Origin of the sequence: Tenacibaculum halocynthiae, from assembly GCF_964512825.1 — a bacterium.
Classification (GTDB): domain Bacteria; phylum Bacteroidota; class Bacteroidia; order Flavobacteriales; family Flavobacteriaceae; genus Polaribacter; species Polaribacter halocynthiae.
Map to the genome: position 1 here is coordinate 407,274 of NZ_CAZELG010000021.1, position 14,181 is coordinate 421,454.

A 14,181-nucleotide genomic window follows, 5' to 3' on the forward strand; every position below is an offset into this window, starting at 1 on the left:
AATATGTCAAAAACTCTATTAAAATATTTTATAAATACTGTTATAGCTTTTTTTGCTATATCAGTATTTTCTATTAATCAAATTAAAAAAGATTCTTCCTATATATACTTTACTGAAGGAATTAAATCTATTAAACTCAATAAAGCTGGCTTAGCATATAAATATATTTTAAAGTCAAAAGAACTATATTTAAAAAGAAAAAAAATTGACAGTGTTTTTATTTGTAATATAGAATTATATGACATTGTAAAATCTCAAAAAAAGCTAAATAAAGACCCGTTACAATACTTAAAAGAAAACCAGCAATATAAAATAACAGATACCGTATGGGTTATTGCTTTAAAAAACAGATTCGCTTCCTATTTTTTTAATCAAAACTCCCCTGTAACTTCAGCAAAATATTATAAAGAATCTTTAAAGTTATGTTTTAAGATTAATAGAAAAGATTATGCTCAGAATACTTATACTAATCTTGGTTTGTTATACTCTATTAAAAAGCCAGATTCTGCAAGTTATTTCTTAAATAAGGCTATAAAAATAAATCCCACCAGTAATCCTGATGAATTAATTAGTATATACATCAATCTAATCAATTTATATCAAAAACAAAAAAACTACCGTAAAGCTATAGAAATTCTTAAAAAAACTAAAAACTTAAAACTTTCTCAATATGAAGTAAAATATCAAAAAATAATTTATCAAAAATTAGCTGACTGTTACCAACAAATAGGCAATTATCAAAGAGCATATAAATATCAACAAAATTATATTTTATATAAAGATAGTTTAAATACTAGCCAACAAAATATAGCAATTGCTGACCTAGATAAAAAGTACAAAGTAGCAGAAAAAGAAAAGGAGAATTTACAGTTAAAGCAAGATAACTTAATCAATGAACAACAAATAAAACATGGTGAAAATTTATTTTATGGTACTTTAGCTTTTTTAATACTTGGCGGAATAATTGGTTTTCTTTCTTTAAAAAACTCTCGTAGAAAACGCTTATTAGCAGAACAACAAAACCAACTAGAACAACAAAAAAATCTTACCTTACTTAAAGAACATGAAATAAACACCATTAATGCTATGATTGATGGACAAGAAAAAGAACGAATACGAATTGCTGAAGATTTACATGATAATATAGGTAGTGTGCTGGCTACTTTAAAACTTCATTTTGAGAACCTACAATTAAATCGAGAAAAGGAACACTTCAATCAAGATAAATTGTACAAAAAAACTGAAAAACTAATTGATGAAGCATATTTAAAAATTAGAAGTATTGCTCATGCTAAAAATTCTGGAGTAATTGCCAATAAAGGATTATTAGTAGCTATTAAAATAATGGCGGAGAAAATTTCTGATGCAAACAAAATCAGTATTAATGTTATTGATTATGGCTTAAATAAACAACTTGAAAACAGTTTAGAAATAACCGTTTTTAGAATTATACAAGAATTGACTACTAACATTATAAAACACTCAAAAGCTACAGATGCAAGTATTAATATTTCTCAATTTGAAAATACTTTAAATATTATTGTGGAAGATAATGGGAAAGGCTTTGATTATAATAAAATAGCTATAAATAAGGGCATGGGAATTGGATCTATTCAAACTCGTATTAAACACCTTAACGGAACCTTGGAAATTGACTCTACAAAAAACAAAGGGACTTCTATTATTATTGACATCCCTATAAACAATACCTAATTGTAAGTATTTCTAAGGGGTTAAGTTTTATTATCTTTGGTTAACTCCCAAAAGTAAAAAAATGAATTTCTTTATTAATTTTTTCATATCAATAGATCAACTTGGTAACGTTCTTGCTGGAGGAAATCCTGACAATACTATTTCTTCTCGAATAGGATATTATACAGAAGAGTATTATCCTTCTAAAAAAGTTCCTTTGAAATGGACGTTATTCAAAAAAATTATCAATTTTACATTTTTTCCTATAGATGGACATCAGCATTGTAAAGAAGCCTACTTTAATGATGCAGGTGAAGAATTTGATAGAGACACAAACGATATTGCTGTTGCAATTTTAGCTATAATAATTATTATAAGCTGTTTTTTTATAATAATCTTACTCTATACCTTATATGCTTTTAGAATTGTCTCTCCAAAGAAAATTAACAGAACAAAAAACATAAAGCAACGACTACGAATAGCAGAAGCTAAACTAAAAGGTGTGTATTCAGAACTAAATCAATACCAAGTAACAGTTGATACTGAATTAGATGAAATAATTGATGAAACACAAAATACAATAGAAGAAATCGTTCAAAAAATTGATGGGATATTAAACCTAAAACAAAGACTCCAAAACTTTAAAATAAAGAAACAAAACACAAACAATAACTAGAAGTAGAAGTAGAAGTAGAAGTAGAAATAGGTAACTATAAAATAAAGAAATATGATTACTATAGCCATGGCAGAAGATCATCAAATGTTAATAGATGGTGTAAAATCTTTTTTTGAGTACGATGATGAAATTTCTATTATAGGCGCTGTAAATAATGGCGAAGATTTAGTAAAACTAGTTTCTTTAAAACAACCTAAATTAGTAATCACGGATATTAGAATGCCTCGTATGGATGGTATAGAAGCAACTAAAATTATAAAATCTAAATTTCCTCATATACGCGTATTAGCCATGACTATGTTTGATCAGCCAGAAGCTATAAAACAAATGTTAGATGCTGGTGCTACCGGTTACTTATTAAAAAATTCTGGTATTAAAATGCTTTTAAAAGCAATTGTAGCCGTTTCAAATGGTGAAACTTTTTTTGATCCTAATGTAGCTTTTAATTTTATGAACAATTACATCGATAAAAATGTAATTATAGGTAAAACAGAAAAAGTGATACTCTCTAACAGAGAAAAAGAAATTTTACAGCTAATTGCAACCGGAAAAACTTCAAAAGAAATAGCTGATGTTCTATTTATTGCTAAAACTACTGTAGACACACATAGGAAAAATATGATCCGTAAACTAAATTTATCTAATGGAAATGAATTAATAAAATACGCCATTGATAAAAAGTATCAATTTTAAATTACTTATTCATAGGTATATTACAACATCTAACTATAGCATAATTTTGAGTATCTAATCAAACTCATTTATTATGCTATTTATCAGCTTGAAATTATTACTTCCTAGCTTTCTTGGAGCTGTTGGACAAGAGGTTTTACATTGGTATAACCTTAGTAAGTCATTAGGAAATAATGTAAAATTATTTTCATCCAAATCCTACTGGATTATCACAACCATATCAATTATCTTTTTTGGTTTAACAGCCAGTTATTTATCCGAGTTTATTAATATTCCAAAAATTGAAGAAAACACTAAACTCTTTATAACTGGCCTGTTTTACCCACTAATAGCTAAACAATTATTAAAGATAGTAACCATAATGAAACCTAATAGAATTGACCAGAATGAACATAGAGAATCCGATGTTCTTATAAAATCATTAAAAAAGAAAGATAGCTTTAACCCAAAAGATTATATAACTAAATATTAAAAAAATGAAACAAAGAATTTTACTATCATTTGATTCACAAGAATTAAAAGAATTTAAAACCGTTATTAACAACAGTAACAATCAAACGTTACAAAACCTTGTAAAACTCGTTACAGAAAGACAGGATACAGATGAGTTCATTAAAAGAAAAGTTTTTGAAGCTCTTTCAGATTTAAGTAACTGTGATATTGATGAAATAAAAGTCGATCAAAATCTAAAGAATCACTTGGGACTTACTATATATCATAAAAAATCATTAAAAACCTACTTTCAACGAATTATAAATGAACTTAATGCCAATGCTATAATTTCGGTAAGAGAGTGTGAAATTTTAACGAATGTATCGACCTGCATTCAACTTATAAAATCTAAATTATGAAAACTATTAACATTATTAATGTAGTCTTTTTTTTGTTCTATAGTTCTATTATTTTAGGGCAACAAAAACAAAAAAAAAGCCAAAGTATTTTCAACCGTATCTCTTTAAGAAAGTCATTTCAAAGCACAAACTCAACAGCAGAACCTGCCACTATAACCTATACTAAATCAAAAGGTAAAAGTAGTTCATGGCTTTTAGATGCAGCTATTGGTGTTGATCTTACTCCTCGAGATTCAATAAAAGCAATTAGTTTAACCTCTTATTTTGAGTATCATAAAAATACACTTATTAACGAAGAGCAAAATAACTGGTTAACTGGATTAGCTCTTGAATGGTTAATTTTCGATATACAAAAGAAAAATTGGACTCCTATTCTAATTTCTTCTATAAAATATAACAAAGATAATTTTAATGATGTTTCGTCATTTCAAGGAAGTTATTATTTCACTACAATATTTAAAAGAAAGTCTAATCTTAAATACTTTTGGATTCCAAATAATATTGTAAACATAGGAAAATCCATTCAGTTTAACTACACTCCTTATTTCGGAATAGAAAATGAAAACAGGATCTCAACCAATCAAGATTCTAACAATGGAAGTATTTACAGAGCATATTTTAGAGTAACTCCATATTTAAGTATTTTTAAATCTTATAAAAAACTTAATAAACTATTTGACATCACTGCTGATTGGCAATATCGATATAACCTCTATGAAAATGTAAGTAGTTTAAATAGAAAAAATCACAAGTTCTTTTTTATAAGTGCTAACTATATCTTTTTTTCAAATAATGATGGAAATAAGACTGCTAAGATCGGTATAGATTATACAAACGGAGGAAACCCCACTATTGGTTTTAAAGAGCAATCATTTTATGCCGTTAGTCTTAAGGTACAGTTATAAAATATTAAGAGTAATATATATACAATATGTTACTCTTTTTCTCTATTAACCAAATTCATAGAAAATGCAGGTAAACAAATAGCTATGTACTCACATTCACTATCAAAAGGATTTGAATATTGAACACGAACATTTTTCTCAATCTTTATAGATTGACCAGCTTTAAGAACAACTATATCTCCATCAATATTAAATTGTTTTTTCCCTTTAATCACATAGGTATACTCTTCAAATTTTGGGGTTTGAAAAGGTTCACTCCAACCAGCTGGTGCCACCATATGTGCAATGCTTACTTCAGAGTTTTTATCAGTAGCATTCCCAAAGTGCTCTTCTATTAATTTACCATCTGTAGTTGGCACTACAAAAGGACTTGTTTGAATTGTATATTTTTTACTCATAAAAAAACAAAAGTCGAAACTAAGTTTCGACTTTTTTAAATTTTTAGTTAAACCAAATGGTTAATGATTTAATTTTAGCTAAATCAGGAATCTGTTCAATACTTACTTTTTGTGTACTAAATTCTTTCAATCCTAAATCCTCTTTATCTATTGCAACAGTAGCGTTTAGTTCATCTATAAATAAGGTTGCTGATGAAAAAGACGATTCAACTTTACTAATTTTATTATTAGCATTTATTTCTTGAAAAGTTGAGTTAATATTTAAACCTGTTTTTGTTTTAAACCTGTCATCAAAAATTTCAATACTTTTTATTGTTGATGTTGAATCTAGTTGTTCTTTAGGAATAATAGTAAGTAAATGCTTCCCTCCTTTTTCATAAACTAAGTATTTATCATCATCTTGAAAGAAATTATTCCCTTTAGCTCCTTCACTCAATATCTTTACTACAGAGTCTTTAGCAAAAAGATTATCAACTTCTTGTATCGTAGTTTTAACTGTAAGCTTTCCTACTTTTCCTTTAGCAATATCATATTTATTGTTGCTACATTGTATAAAAACAATAGAAATTAATGCTATAGCTAATGGTTTATATAGTTTTATCATGTAATTTATTTTAATTATAACGTTTTTTCCTTTTAAGAAATTATATTTCTACATTACTTTTTTTAATATTCCAAATACACTCCTAATAAACGTTGCACTTGTTAGTACTTTAATAATAGGATTCATACGTGTACTTCTACTTCTAGAAGATGACTTTCTTCTTGTTTTCTCTCTTTCCTTATAATCGTCTTCTTCTGTTTTTTCTTTATTTATTCTTTTAATTTTTTCATTTAATAACTCATAAGCACTTTCTCTATCTACAGTTTTATTGTATTTAGAAATTAATTTAGAGCTATCTATAACTTCATCAATTTCTTTTTCAGTTAATATATCCATTCTGCTCATTGGTGCTCGTAACATAGTTCTAGCCAATGGTGTAGGAATTCCTTTTTCATTTAATACAGATACTAAGGCCTCACCAATTCCTAATTGAGTTAACACTTCTTTCGTGTCATAATATTCAGAATCTGGGTAATTCTCTGCTGCTAATTTAATAGCTTTTCTATCTTTAGCTGTAAAAGCACGCAAAGCATGCTGTATTTTCATACCTAACTGCGCTAAAACATCTTCAGGAACATCTTTTGGATTTTGTGTTACAAAATATAATCCAATTCCTTTTGATCGAATTAACTTTATAATACTTTCAATTTGACTTAATAAAGCCTTTGAAGCTTCATCAAATACTAGATGAGCTTCATCTATAAAAATAACTAACTCAGGCTGACCACTATCTCCTTGCTCTGGAAATGTTTCATAAACCTCAGCCAACAACTGTAACATAAATGTTGAAAATAGTTTTGGCTTATCTTGAATATCTGTTAAACGCAATACAGAAATTACACCTTTTCCATTTTCATCAATACGAGTTAAATCATCAACTTCAAATGATTTTTCTCCGAAAAACAAATCTCCACCCTGCTGCTCTATTTCAATAACTTTACGTAAAATTGCTCCAGTACTTGCTGTTGAAATTCTACCATACTCTTCTTTAATCTCTTCTTTTCCTTCATTTGTTACATATTGAAGAATTTTTTTAAAGTCTTTTAAATCTAATAACGGTAACTGGTTGTCATCACAATATTTAAAAATAATGGCAACAATACCAGACTGAGTTTCTGTTAAGTCTAAAATTCTAGAAAGTAAAACGGGACCAAATTCAGAGATAGTAGCACGCAATTTAACTCCTTTTTGCTCTGAGATTGTTAAAATTTCAATTGGGAATTTTTGTGCATCAAATGGAATACCAATTTTTTCATGGCGTTCATCTATTTTTGGATGTCCAGGACTAGCTTGAGCCAATCCACTTAAATCTCCTTTTACATCCATCAATAATACAGGAATTCCTTTTTCTGACATATTTTCAGCCAAAACTTGCAATGTTTTGGTTTTTCCTGTACCTGTAGCACCAGCAATTAATCCATGGCGATTTAACATTTTCAAAGGAATGTTAACCAATGCATTCCTTACTGTTTCTTCTCCTAACATTCCAGCTCCCAAGGTGATAAAATCTCCTTTGCTCTTATAACCGTCATTTATATACTTATAAAATTCTTCTGTTTTACTCATATTTTTTTGAAGTTCATTCGTAAAAAACACGTAAAAATAACAAAAAACATTCATTAATTTTTAATGTTGCCTATCTTTGCACACTTATGTTGAAAAAAGAGATTCAAGAGTTGATAGATAAAGGTGAAATGCTTCCACTAATGGAAGAGTTTTACACCATTCAAGGAGAGGGGGCGCATACAGGTACTGCAGCTTATTTTATTCGTATTGGAGGTTGTGATGTTGGTTGTCATTGGTGTGACGTTAAAGAAAGTTGGGATGCTAATTTACATCCTCCTACCCATACAGATACTATAGTTGAAAATACTAGTAAGTATGCAAAAACAGTTGTTATTACTGGTGGTGAACCTTTAATGTGGAGTTTAGACTATATAACTAATCAGCTTCAAGAAAAAGGTATTAAAACACATATTGAAACTTCTGGTGCTTATGATTTTTCTGGAACTTGGGATTGGTTTTGCTTGTCTCCAAAGAAAAACAAACTACCTTTAAAACGTTCATATGAAGAAGCAAATGAATTAAAAATGATCATTCATAATAAAAATGATTTTCAATTTGCTGAAGAACAAGCAAAAAAAGTTGGAGAAAAATGTAATCTTTTTTTACAACCAGAGTGGAGTAAAAAAGAAAAAATGACTCCTTTAATTATCGATTATGTAATGAATAACCCTAAATGGCGTATTTCTTTACAAACTCATAAGTACTTGAACATACCGTAAATTATTTTTATAAATAAAACTAAAAAGCCTCTTTGATTTATTTTCAAAGAGGTTTTTTGGGTTAAAAAAGTTTACTCTTCAAAACTTACACTTCACTCATTAAGAAGTATCGTTTCCTAATTATTGGTTTTAAATATTTAGAATAAAATATAGGTTTGATCAAAAATCAATTAAAATTAAAAATTATGAAAAATCAATTTACATTAGGAATTAACAAGCCTTGCTCTGAAGACTTTAATCAATTTACACCTACTAATTCTGGAGGGTTTTGTGGTTCTTGTGAAAAAAACGTTATCGATTTTACTAAAATGAATTCCAAAGAAATCATTAGCTACTTTAAAAATAATGATTCTAAAAAAACTTGTGGAAGATTTAAAAAACATCAATTAAAAACATATTCTGAGACTACATATTTACATAAAAAACAAAGTTTAATTGGAGAGCTAGCTCTAACAATTATATCATTATTTATTCCAAATACGGCAAACGCTCAAAAATGTAAACAGCCAACAGAAATAGTAATTCAAAAAAACAAAAAACTAAAACTTAAATCACACAATAAGGAAGTTACTATAAAAGGGTTTGTTAAAGATGAGTCAGGCCCATTACCTGGTGTTAGTGTTCTTTTAAAAGGTACAACAATAGGCACAGAAACAGATTTTGATGGTAATTTTGAGTTTCCTAAACAACTAAAAAAAGGAGATATTTTAATTTTTAGTTTCGTAGGAATGAAAACAGAAGAAGTTATTATTACTGATAAAAACTTTACTTCAAAGAAAAAAATTGATGTTACTATTAAAAGTGAAGCATGTATATTAATGGGAGAAGTTGCTATAAAGAAAACTTATTCATCAAAAAGGAAATAAAACTAAATTGCTATGAAGAAAATTTTGCTCTTTATTTTTCTAAACTTAACTTATTTTGCAAACTCCCAAGTTTCTGATTTTAAAAACATCAACTTTAAAAAGGTTGAAAATATTGTTAAAACATACAAATACGAAAGATTAAATAATTTACCTCAACTATCTTTTAAACTTACTTCTAAATTAAATAGTGATGTAGAAAAGTTTAGAGCTATTTACCTTTGGGTTACATCAAACATTAAAGGTGACTATACCCTTTCTCGTAAAATAATAAGGAAAAGAAAACGACTCAAAAACGATAGTATCGCTCTTTACAATTGGAATAAATCCATAACATCAAAAGTTTTTAAAACACTACGAGAAAAACAAAAAACAATATGTACTGGGTATGCTTATTTAATTAAAGAACTTGCTTCACTTTCCAATATAGAATGTAAAATTATTAATGGCTATAATAGAACATCAACATCTAATGTTAATTCTTTTGAGCTTATAAATCATTCATGGAATGCAGTAAAATTAAATAACAAATGGTATTTATGTGACCCTTCTTTATCTAGTGGTTATACAAATGAATTTTATACATTTATATTTGATTATAATGATGGGTATTTTTTAACTGAGCCTTCTTTATTTTCTAAAAATCATTATCCTCAAAATAAAAAATGGCTCTTGAACTCCAATATTTCAAAACAGGACTTTATCACTTCTCCTCTTATTTATGATGACGCTTTTAAGTATAAAATAACTCCTATTACTCCTTCAAAAATGAATATTGAAATAAAGAAAGGAGAAGAGGTAACTTTTAAATTTAAAACATTAAAAAAAATTACTACAAAAAATATAACATTAGTATCATATATTGGAGTAAATGAGAAACATCATAAAATTTATAATCTTAGAAATGTAGATAACATTATTACTTTTAAGATTAAAGTCAATAAAAAAAGGAATTATGATCTTCACTTAAAAATTGATAATGACGTAGTCATGACATACACAATGAAGCTAGTTCGCTAAAATAAAATTTCTTTTTTGGTATATTTGTTGGCAATCAAAGAACATTATCATGAAAAATATATTTGTATCAGTAATTACTGCTACGCTACTTTTTTATTCTTGTAAACAAGAAAAAAAAGAAACCACAAATTTAGTTACTAAAACTCAAAAAGTAAATACTGATTTTGACAACTTGTTAAAGGAGTACAATGAACGAAAACTACGTTTGTTTCCTATAAGTGCTACACAAGCTGGAGATGCAAGATATAATGATAAGTTCCCTAATAGTTTATTAACGGAATATACTTACAAAACTGAATCTTTTTATGACTATTTTAAAAGTAAACTTGAATCTTATAAAAATAGTGATTTATCAGAAAGTCAACAAATGAGTAAAGCTGTACTTGCATGGGATTGTGATATTGCTCTTGCTCAAAATAGCTTTAAAAACGATTTATTGATGCCTATTAATCAAATGTGGACTATTAATCTTACCATCGGACAATTTGCAAGTGGAAGTAGTTCACAGCCATTTAAAACAGTGGTAGATTATAAAAATTGGTTACTTAGGTTAGATAGCTATAATAATTGGTTAAAATCTGCTAAAGATAGAATGCAAGAAGGAATTAAAGAAGGTTATGTTTTACCAAAATCTTTAATAGAAAAAGTAATTCCTCAATTTAAAGTATTAGCAAATACTACCCTAAAAGATCATTTATTTTATACTCCTATTAAAAACTTTCCTTCTAAATTCTCAAATGAAGAGAAAGAAGAGTTATCAAAAAAGTATACTAACGTCTTAAATGAAAAATTAATACCTTCTTTTAAAAGTTTATATAATTTCTTAAAAACAGATTATTTAAAAGCAGGAAGAAAGGATAGTGGTATTGATGGAGTTCCTCAAGGGAAGGAATATTATCAACATGCTATTAAAAAGTACACCACAACTACTATGACTGCTGATGAAATTCATAACCTTGGCTTAAATGAAGTCGGTCGTATTTTATCTGAAATGGAAAAAGTTAAAGAGCAAGTTGGTTTTAAAGGGAGTTTAAAAGACTTTTTTAACTATGTGCGTGAAAACAAAGAGTTAATGCCATATACTAGTCCTAAACAAATCATTGACAATTTTAATGCAATTCATGAAAAAATGAAGCCGCAATTAGAAAAGTTATTTGGAAACAAACCAAAAACTGGATTCATAGTTAAACAAACTGAAAAGTTTAGAGAAGCTTCTGCAAGCGCAGAATATAACCCTGGATCTTTAGATGGAACTAGACCTGGTGTTTTCTATACTCCTATTCCGAATGCAACAAAGTATAATGTATTTTCTGATGAAGCGCTATTTTTACATGAAGCTATTCCAGGGCATCATTATCAAATATCTTTAACACAAGAAAATAAAAACTTACCTGATTTTAGAAAAACTTTATGGTACAGTGCTTATGGTGAAGGTTGGGCACTATATACTGAAAACTTAGGTAAAGAATTAGGTTTATACACTGACCCTTACCAATATTTTGGAATGTTAGGAATGGAAATGCATCGTGCGATTCGTTTAGTTGTTGATACTGGGATGCACGCTAAAGGATGGAGTAGAGAAAAAGCGATTGAGTATTCATTAAATAATGAAGCAGAATCTGAAGCTAGTATTATTTCAGAAATTGAACGTTATATGGCAAATCCTGGGCAAGCTTTATCTTATAAAATTGGACAATTAAAAATTAGAGAGTTACGTGCTAAAGCCAAAAAAGTACTAGGTGATAAATTTGATATTCGTGAATTTCACAATCAAATTCTAGAAACTGGTTGTATTCCCCTAGCTTTACTTGAAAACAAAATAAATAAATGGATTACTTCTTTAAAGTAATTTTCTTATTCATAAATTTTAAAAATCCACTTTTGTTAACTCAAAGTGGATTTTTTAGTACTTTGGTAGTTTAATAAACTACATCATGAAAAATTTATTTGCTTTTTTATTTATATCCTCTATTTCATTTGCACAAACAAATACAGAAATTCATTTATTTGATATAAAGGAATTAAATGGAAATTGGATTGCTACAAATGCGAAAAACATTTCAAATAATGATGGTTATGATAGTCAACCTCACTTTTACAATAATAATACTATTTTATTTTCTTCTAATAGAAATGGAGAAATTGACATTGCTAAATACGATGTGATTTCTGGTAGTAAAACTTTTATCAGCAATACCCCAAACGGAGGTGAATATTCACCTCAACGAATTCCTTATTCAAAAAACATTTCAGCTGTTAGATTAGACAAAAATGGTAAGCAACGTTTTTATAAGTATGATATTAATACTGGAGAAAACTCAGAATTAATCAAAGATTTAGTAATCGCTTATCCAGTTTGGTTTGATAAAAACACGTTGATTTCATCTGTTATTGTAAATGATACCCTTGAACTTTTTATAAGTGATTTAAAAACTAAAACAAATCATTCTATCACAAAACAAGTTGGACGCTCACTTCATAAAATACCAAACTCTAATTTGGTTAGTTTTATGAAAAAAAACAAAGATAAATGGGAAGCTTGGTCATTAGATCCAAAAACAAAAGAAACAAAAAAAATCACAAATACTGGAACTACTGAAGATGTATGCTGGTTACCTGATGGTACACTATTAATACCTTACCAAAAAGCTATTTATAAATTCAATCCTAAAAAAGATAAAAGAGGTTCTTTGTTTTATAAATTCAAAGATGAAAATATTAATAACATTTCAAGAATTACAGTAAATAAAAATGGTACAAAACTAGCTATTGTTGCTGAAGTATCACCTAGAGCATTGGCACAAGAACAACTAGAAGGGTATAACAAAAGAGATATTGAAGCTTTTTTAAAACCCTATGCAAAAAACGTTAAGGTATACACATACCCTAATAAACTAAGCTATGAAGGAATAGATGAAATGCGAAAAAGGTATGCTCCAATGTTTGAAAAAACAAAAGACTTACATTGTAAAATAACAAGTAGAATTGTAAAAGGGAATGTAGTTATTGATGAAGAACTAGTTACTGCTAATGGAAATACTTTTAAAGCATTAGCAATTTATGAAATTAAAAATGGCAAGATTAGCATTGTTCGCTTTGTTAGATAACTACATATTTATTTTTCTGGTAAAATACCCTTTTAGAAAATAAATTTGAACAAAAATCATTAATGTAAATAAGAAACATGTATACAAAATTGTATTTGAAATTGTAATTCCTTCAAATAATTTAGGTAATTGAATTGCATCTGTAAAATTCAAATTTACTTTCGGCATTTTAACCCAACCTAATGATGTTCCCCTTGAAACATACAGTATAGAAGTTACCAAAACAGCACTTAAAAGAAACCACACTTTTTTAGATATTAAAGGCGTTGCTTTATAGATATCTGCCTTTTTAGTTTCTAAAATAGCATTCATTATATTTGCCGTAAAATCAGTTGAAGGAGATTCTTCCTTTATTTCTTTAATATATTTTTTCGCAAATATATCTAACTCTTCTATATGCTTATTTTCTCCCATAATGATTTATTAATTCTGGTTCAACTCTTTTTTCTACTATAGTTAATAACCTTTTTCTTGCTCTATGTAATTTAACCTTCACATTTGCTTCTGATAAGTCAGTAATATCTATAATCTCTTTCAAACTTAATTCTTCAAAATAAAACAACCAAATAACTGAACGTTCATCTTCAGGTAGCTCAATCAAACATTTATTAATAATTTCGGCACGTTCTTTTCTTTCTATTGAATCTAAAACTCCTTCTGTTGATTTTATTTTATTAATTGTTATTTCATCAATCGTTCCAGTTTGATACTTTTTACTATTTTTTTTAATACTGTCCAAACATGTTCTATATGCTATCTTATACAACCATGTTGAAAATTTGGCATCTCCTTTAAACTTGTCTATATTTTTATATGCCTTTATAAAAGTATCTTGAGAAATTTCTTCTGCCTCTTCTCTACTCTTCAGCATTTTTAATGCCAAAGTAAATACCATTATTTTATACTTTTCTACTAAAAAAGCAAAAGCATTTGCATCTCCTTTGAGAATTTGATTAATATAGATTTGGTCGTTTTTAATAGTCATTATATCTTTTGACTGTACCTTTCAAAAAAAGGTTACAGTTTTTTTGAAAAAATATTTTTTTTATTTTTTTGTAACCTTTTTTAAAACATCACAGTCATACCT

16 protein-coding genes are annotated in these 14,181 nt (G+C 27.6%); 11 read left to right on the forward strand and 5 right to left on the reverse strand.

Translation table 11 applies throughout. The features are described 5' to 3' along the window. Nucleotides 1–3 precede the first annotated feature (3 nt). From ACKTTQ_RS08850 to ACKTTQ_RS08875, 6 genes are all read left to right on the forward strand, one after another. Nucleotides 4–1,713: a tetratricopeptide repeat-containing sensor histidine kinase gene (locus ACKTTQ_RS08850; protein WP_408048989.1), complete on the forward strand. Its 1,710-nt coding sequence runs from the start codon at nt 4–6 to the stop codon at nt 1,711–1,713. 61 nt (nt 1,714–1,774) lie between these two features. After that, nucleotides 1,775–2,368, forward strand: a complete 594-nt coding sequence (locus ACKTTQ_RS08855) for a hypothetical protein (protein WP_408048990.1) — start codon at nt 1,775–1,777, stop codon at nt 2,366–2,368. A gap of 51 nt (nt 2,369–2,419) precedes the next feature. Continuing rightward, entirely contained in the window at nt 2,420–3,061 is a 642-nt protein-coding gene (locus tag ACKTTQ_RS08860) for a response regulator (protein WP_408048991.1), read from the forward strand. 73 nt (nt 3,062–3,134) lie between these two features. Further along, nucleotides 3,135–3,533 carry a hypothetical protein gene (locus ACKTTQ_RS08865; RefSeq protein ID WP_299135061.1) on the forward strand — a complete coding sequence of 133 codons (399 nt, stop codon included), beginning with the start codon at nt 3,135–3,137 and terminating at the stop codon, nt 3,531–3,533. Nucleotides 3,534–3,537: 4 nt separating this feature from the next. Then, a complete protein-coding gene (locus tag ACKTTQ_RS08870) occupies nt 3,538–3,912 on the forward strand; it encodes a hypothetical protein (protein WP_093871704.1) in 375 nt (124 codons plus the stop codon). Beyond that, nucleotides 3,909–4,817: a hypothetical protein gene (locus ACKTTQ_RS08875; RefSeq protein WP_408048992.1), complete on the forward strand. Its 909-nt coding sequence runs from the start codon at nt 3,909–3,911 to the stop codon at nt 4,815–4,817. Before ACKTTQ_RS08870 ends, ACKTTQ_RS08875 begins: the two co-directional genes overlap by 4 nt. Nucleotides 4,818–4,846: 29 nt before the next feature. On the opposite strand, the gene ACKTTQ_RS08880 is transcribed toward ACKTTQ_RS08875, so the two are convergent. From ACKTTQ_RS08880 to ACKTTQ_RS08890, 3 genes are read right to left on the reverse strand one after another with little or no spacing between them, the layout of a single operon-like run. Next, nucleotides 4,847–5,215, reverse strand: coding sequence for a cupin domain-containing protein (locus tag ACKTTQ_RS08880; protein ID WP_408048993.1), 369 nt, complete (start codon nt 5,213–5,215; stop codon nt 4,847–4,849). A 43-nt stretch (nt 5,216–5,258) separates the two neighbouring features. Continuing rightward, on the reverse strand, nt 5,259–5,819 hold the full coding sequence (locus ACKTTQ_RS08885; protein WP_093871707.1) for a hypothetical protein: 561 nt from the start codon (nt 5,817–5,819) through the stop codon (nt 5,259–5,261). A gap of 48 nt (nt 5,820–5,867) precedes the next feature. Continuing rightward, entirely contained in the window at nt 5,868–7,385 is a 1,518-nt protein-coding gene (locus tag ACKTTQ_RS08890; protein ID WP_408048994.1) for a helicase HerA-like domain-containing protein, read from the reverse strand. Between the two features lie 86 nt (nt 7,386–7,471). Here ACKTTQ_RS08890 and ACKTTQ_RS08895 point away from each other — a divergent pair, with 86 nt between their 5' ends. The 5 genes from ACKTTQ_RS08895 to ACKTTQ_RS08915 all read left to right on the forward strand — a co-directional run bounded on the left by ACKTTQ_RS08895 (nt 7,472) and on the right by ACKTTQ_RS08915 (nt 13,094). After that, nucleotides 7,472–8,104 (forward strand): 7-carboxy-7-deazaguanine synthase QueE, encoded by a 633-nt coding sequence (locus ACKTTQ_RS08895; protein ID WP_093871709.1) that lies wholly within the window; start codon nt 7,472–7,474, stop codon nt 8,102–8,104. A gap of 185 nt (nt 8,105–8,289) precedes the next feature. Next, nucleotides 8,290–8,970, forward strand: coding sequence for a carboxypeptidase-like regulatory domain-containing protein (locus ACKTTQ_RS08900; protein WP_408048995.1), 681 nt, complete (start codon nt 8,290–8,292; stop codon nt 8,968–8,970). 12 nt (nt 8,971–8,982) lie between these two features. Further along, nucleotides 8,983–9,987, forward strand: coding sequence for a transglutaminase domain-containing protein (locus ACKTTQ_RS08905; protein ID WP_408048996.1), 1,005 nt, complete (start codon nt 8,983–8,985; stop codon nt 9,985–9,987). A gap of 49 nt (nt 9,988–10,036) precedes the next feature. Further along, nucleotides 10,037–11,836, forward strand: a complete 1,800-nt coding sequence (locus tag ACKTTQ_RS08910; RefSeq protein WP_408048997.1) for a DUF885 domain-containing protein — start codon at nt 10,037–10,039, stop codon at nt 11,834–11,836. Nucleotides 11,837–11,921: 85 nt separating this feature from the next. After that, nucleotides 11,922–13,094, forward strand: a complete 1,173-nt coding sequence (locus tag ACKTTQ_RS08915; RefSeq protein WP_408048998.1) for a nuclear transport factor 2 family protein — start codon at nt 11,922–11,924, stop codon at nt 13,092–13,094. On the opposite strand, the gene ACKTTQ_RS08920 is transcribed toward ACKTTQ_RS08915, so the two are convergent. Both ACKTTQ_RS08920 and ACKTTQ_RS08925 read right to left on the reverse strand, forming a co-directional pair. Beyond that, a complete protein-coding gene (locus ACKTTQ_RS08920) occupies nt 13,095–13,508 on the reverse strand; it encodes a hypothetical protein (RefSeq protein WP_093871713.1) in 414 nt (137 codons plus the stop codon). It abuts the gene before it with no gap. Further along, on the reverse strand, nt 13,495–14,079 hold the full coding sequence (locus ACKTTQ_RS08925; protein WP_093871714.1) for an RNA polymerase sigma factor: 585 nt from the start codon (nt 14,077–14,079) through the stop codon (nt 13,495–13,497). The genes ACKTTQ_RS08920 and ACKTTQ_RS08925 overlap by 14 nt, the downstream gene beginning before the upstream one ends. Between the last annotated feature and the right edge of the window lie 102 nt (nt 14,080–14,181).

What these genes read in the sequence shown, in the direction of transcription:
- ACKTTQ_RS08850 (WP_408048989.1), top strand. Translation starts at nt 4, where the DNA reads ATGTCAAAAACTCTATTAAAATATTTTATAAATACTGTTATAGCTTTT.
- ACKTTQ_RS08855 (WP_408048990.1), top strand. Translation starts at nt 1,775, where the DNA reads ATGAATTTCTTTATTAATTTTTTCATATCAATAGATCAACTTGGTAAC.
- ACKTTQ_RS08860 (WP_408048991.1), top strand. Translation starts at nt 2,420, where the DNA reads ATGATTACTATAGCCATGGCAGAAGATCATCAAATGTTAATAGATGGT.
- ACKTTQ_RS08865 (WP_299135061.1), top strand. Translation starts at nt 3,135, where the DNA reads ATGCTATTTATCAGCTTGAAATTATTACTTCCTAGCTTTCTTGGAGCT.
- ACKTTQ_RS08870 (WP_093871704.1), top strand. Translation starts at nt 3,538, where the DNA reads ATGAAACAAAGAATTTTACTATCATTTGATTCACAAGAATTAAAAGAA.
- ACKTTQ_RS08875 (WP_408048992.1), top strand. Translation starts at nt 3,909, where the DNA reads ATGAAAACTATTAACATTATTAATGTAGTCTTTTTTTTGTTCTATAGT.
- ACKTTQ_RS08880 (WP_408048993.1), bottom strand. Translation starts at nt 5,215, where the DNA reads ATGAGTAAAAAATATACAATTCAAACAAGTCCTTTTGTAGTGCCAACT.
- ACKTTQ_RS08885 (WP_093871707.1), bottom strand. Translation starts at nt 5,819, where the DNA reads ATGATAAAACTATATAAACCATTAGCTATAGCATTAATTTCTATTGTT.
- ACKTTQ_RS08890 (WP_408048994.1), bottom strand. Translation starts at nt 7,385, where the DNA reads ATGAGTAAAACAGAAGAATTTTATAAGTATATAAATGACGGTTATAAG.
- ACKTTQ_RS08895 (WP_093871709.1), top strand. Translation starts at nt 7,472, where the DNA reads ATGTTGAAAAAAGAGATTCAAGAGTTGATAGATAAAGGTGAAATGCTT.
- ACKTTQ_RS08900 (WP_408048995.1), top strand. Translation starts at nt 8,290, where the DNA reads ATGAAAAATCAATTTACATTAGGAATTAACAAGCCTTGCTCTGAAGAC.
- ACKTTQ_RS08905 (WP_408048996.1), top strand. Translation starts at nt 8,983, where the DNA reads ATGAAGAAAATTTTGCTCTTTATTTTTCTAAACTTAACTTATTTTGCA.
- ACKTTQ_RS08910 (WP_408048997.1), top strand. Translation starts at nt 10,037, where the DNA reads ATGAAAAATATATTTGTATCAGTAATTACTGCTACGCTACTTTTTTAT.
- ACKTTQ_RS08915 (WP_408048998.1), top strand. Translation starts at nt 11,922, where the DNA reads ATGAAAAATTTATTTGCTTTTTTATTTATATCCTCTATTTCATTTGCA.
- ACKTTQ_RS08920 (WP_093871713.1), bottom strand. Translation starts at nt 13,508, where the DNA reads ATGGGAGAAAATAAGCATATAGAAGAGTTAGATATATTTGCGAAAAAA.
- ACKTTQ_RS08925 (WP_093871714.1), bottom strand. Translation starts at nt 14,079, where the DNA reads ATGACTATTAAAAACGACCAAATCTATATTAATCAAATTCTCAAAGGA.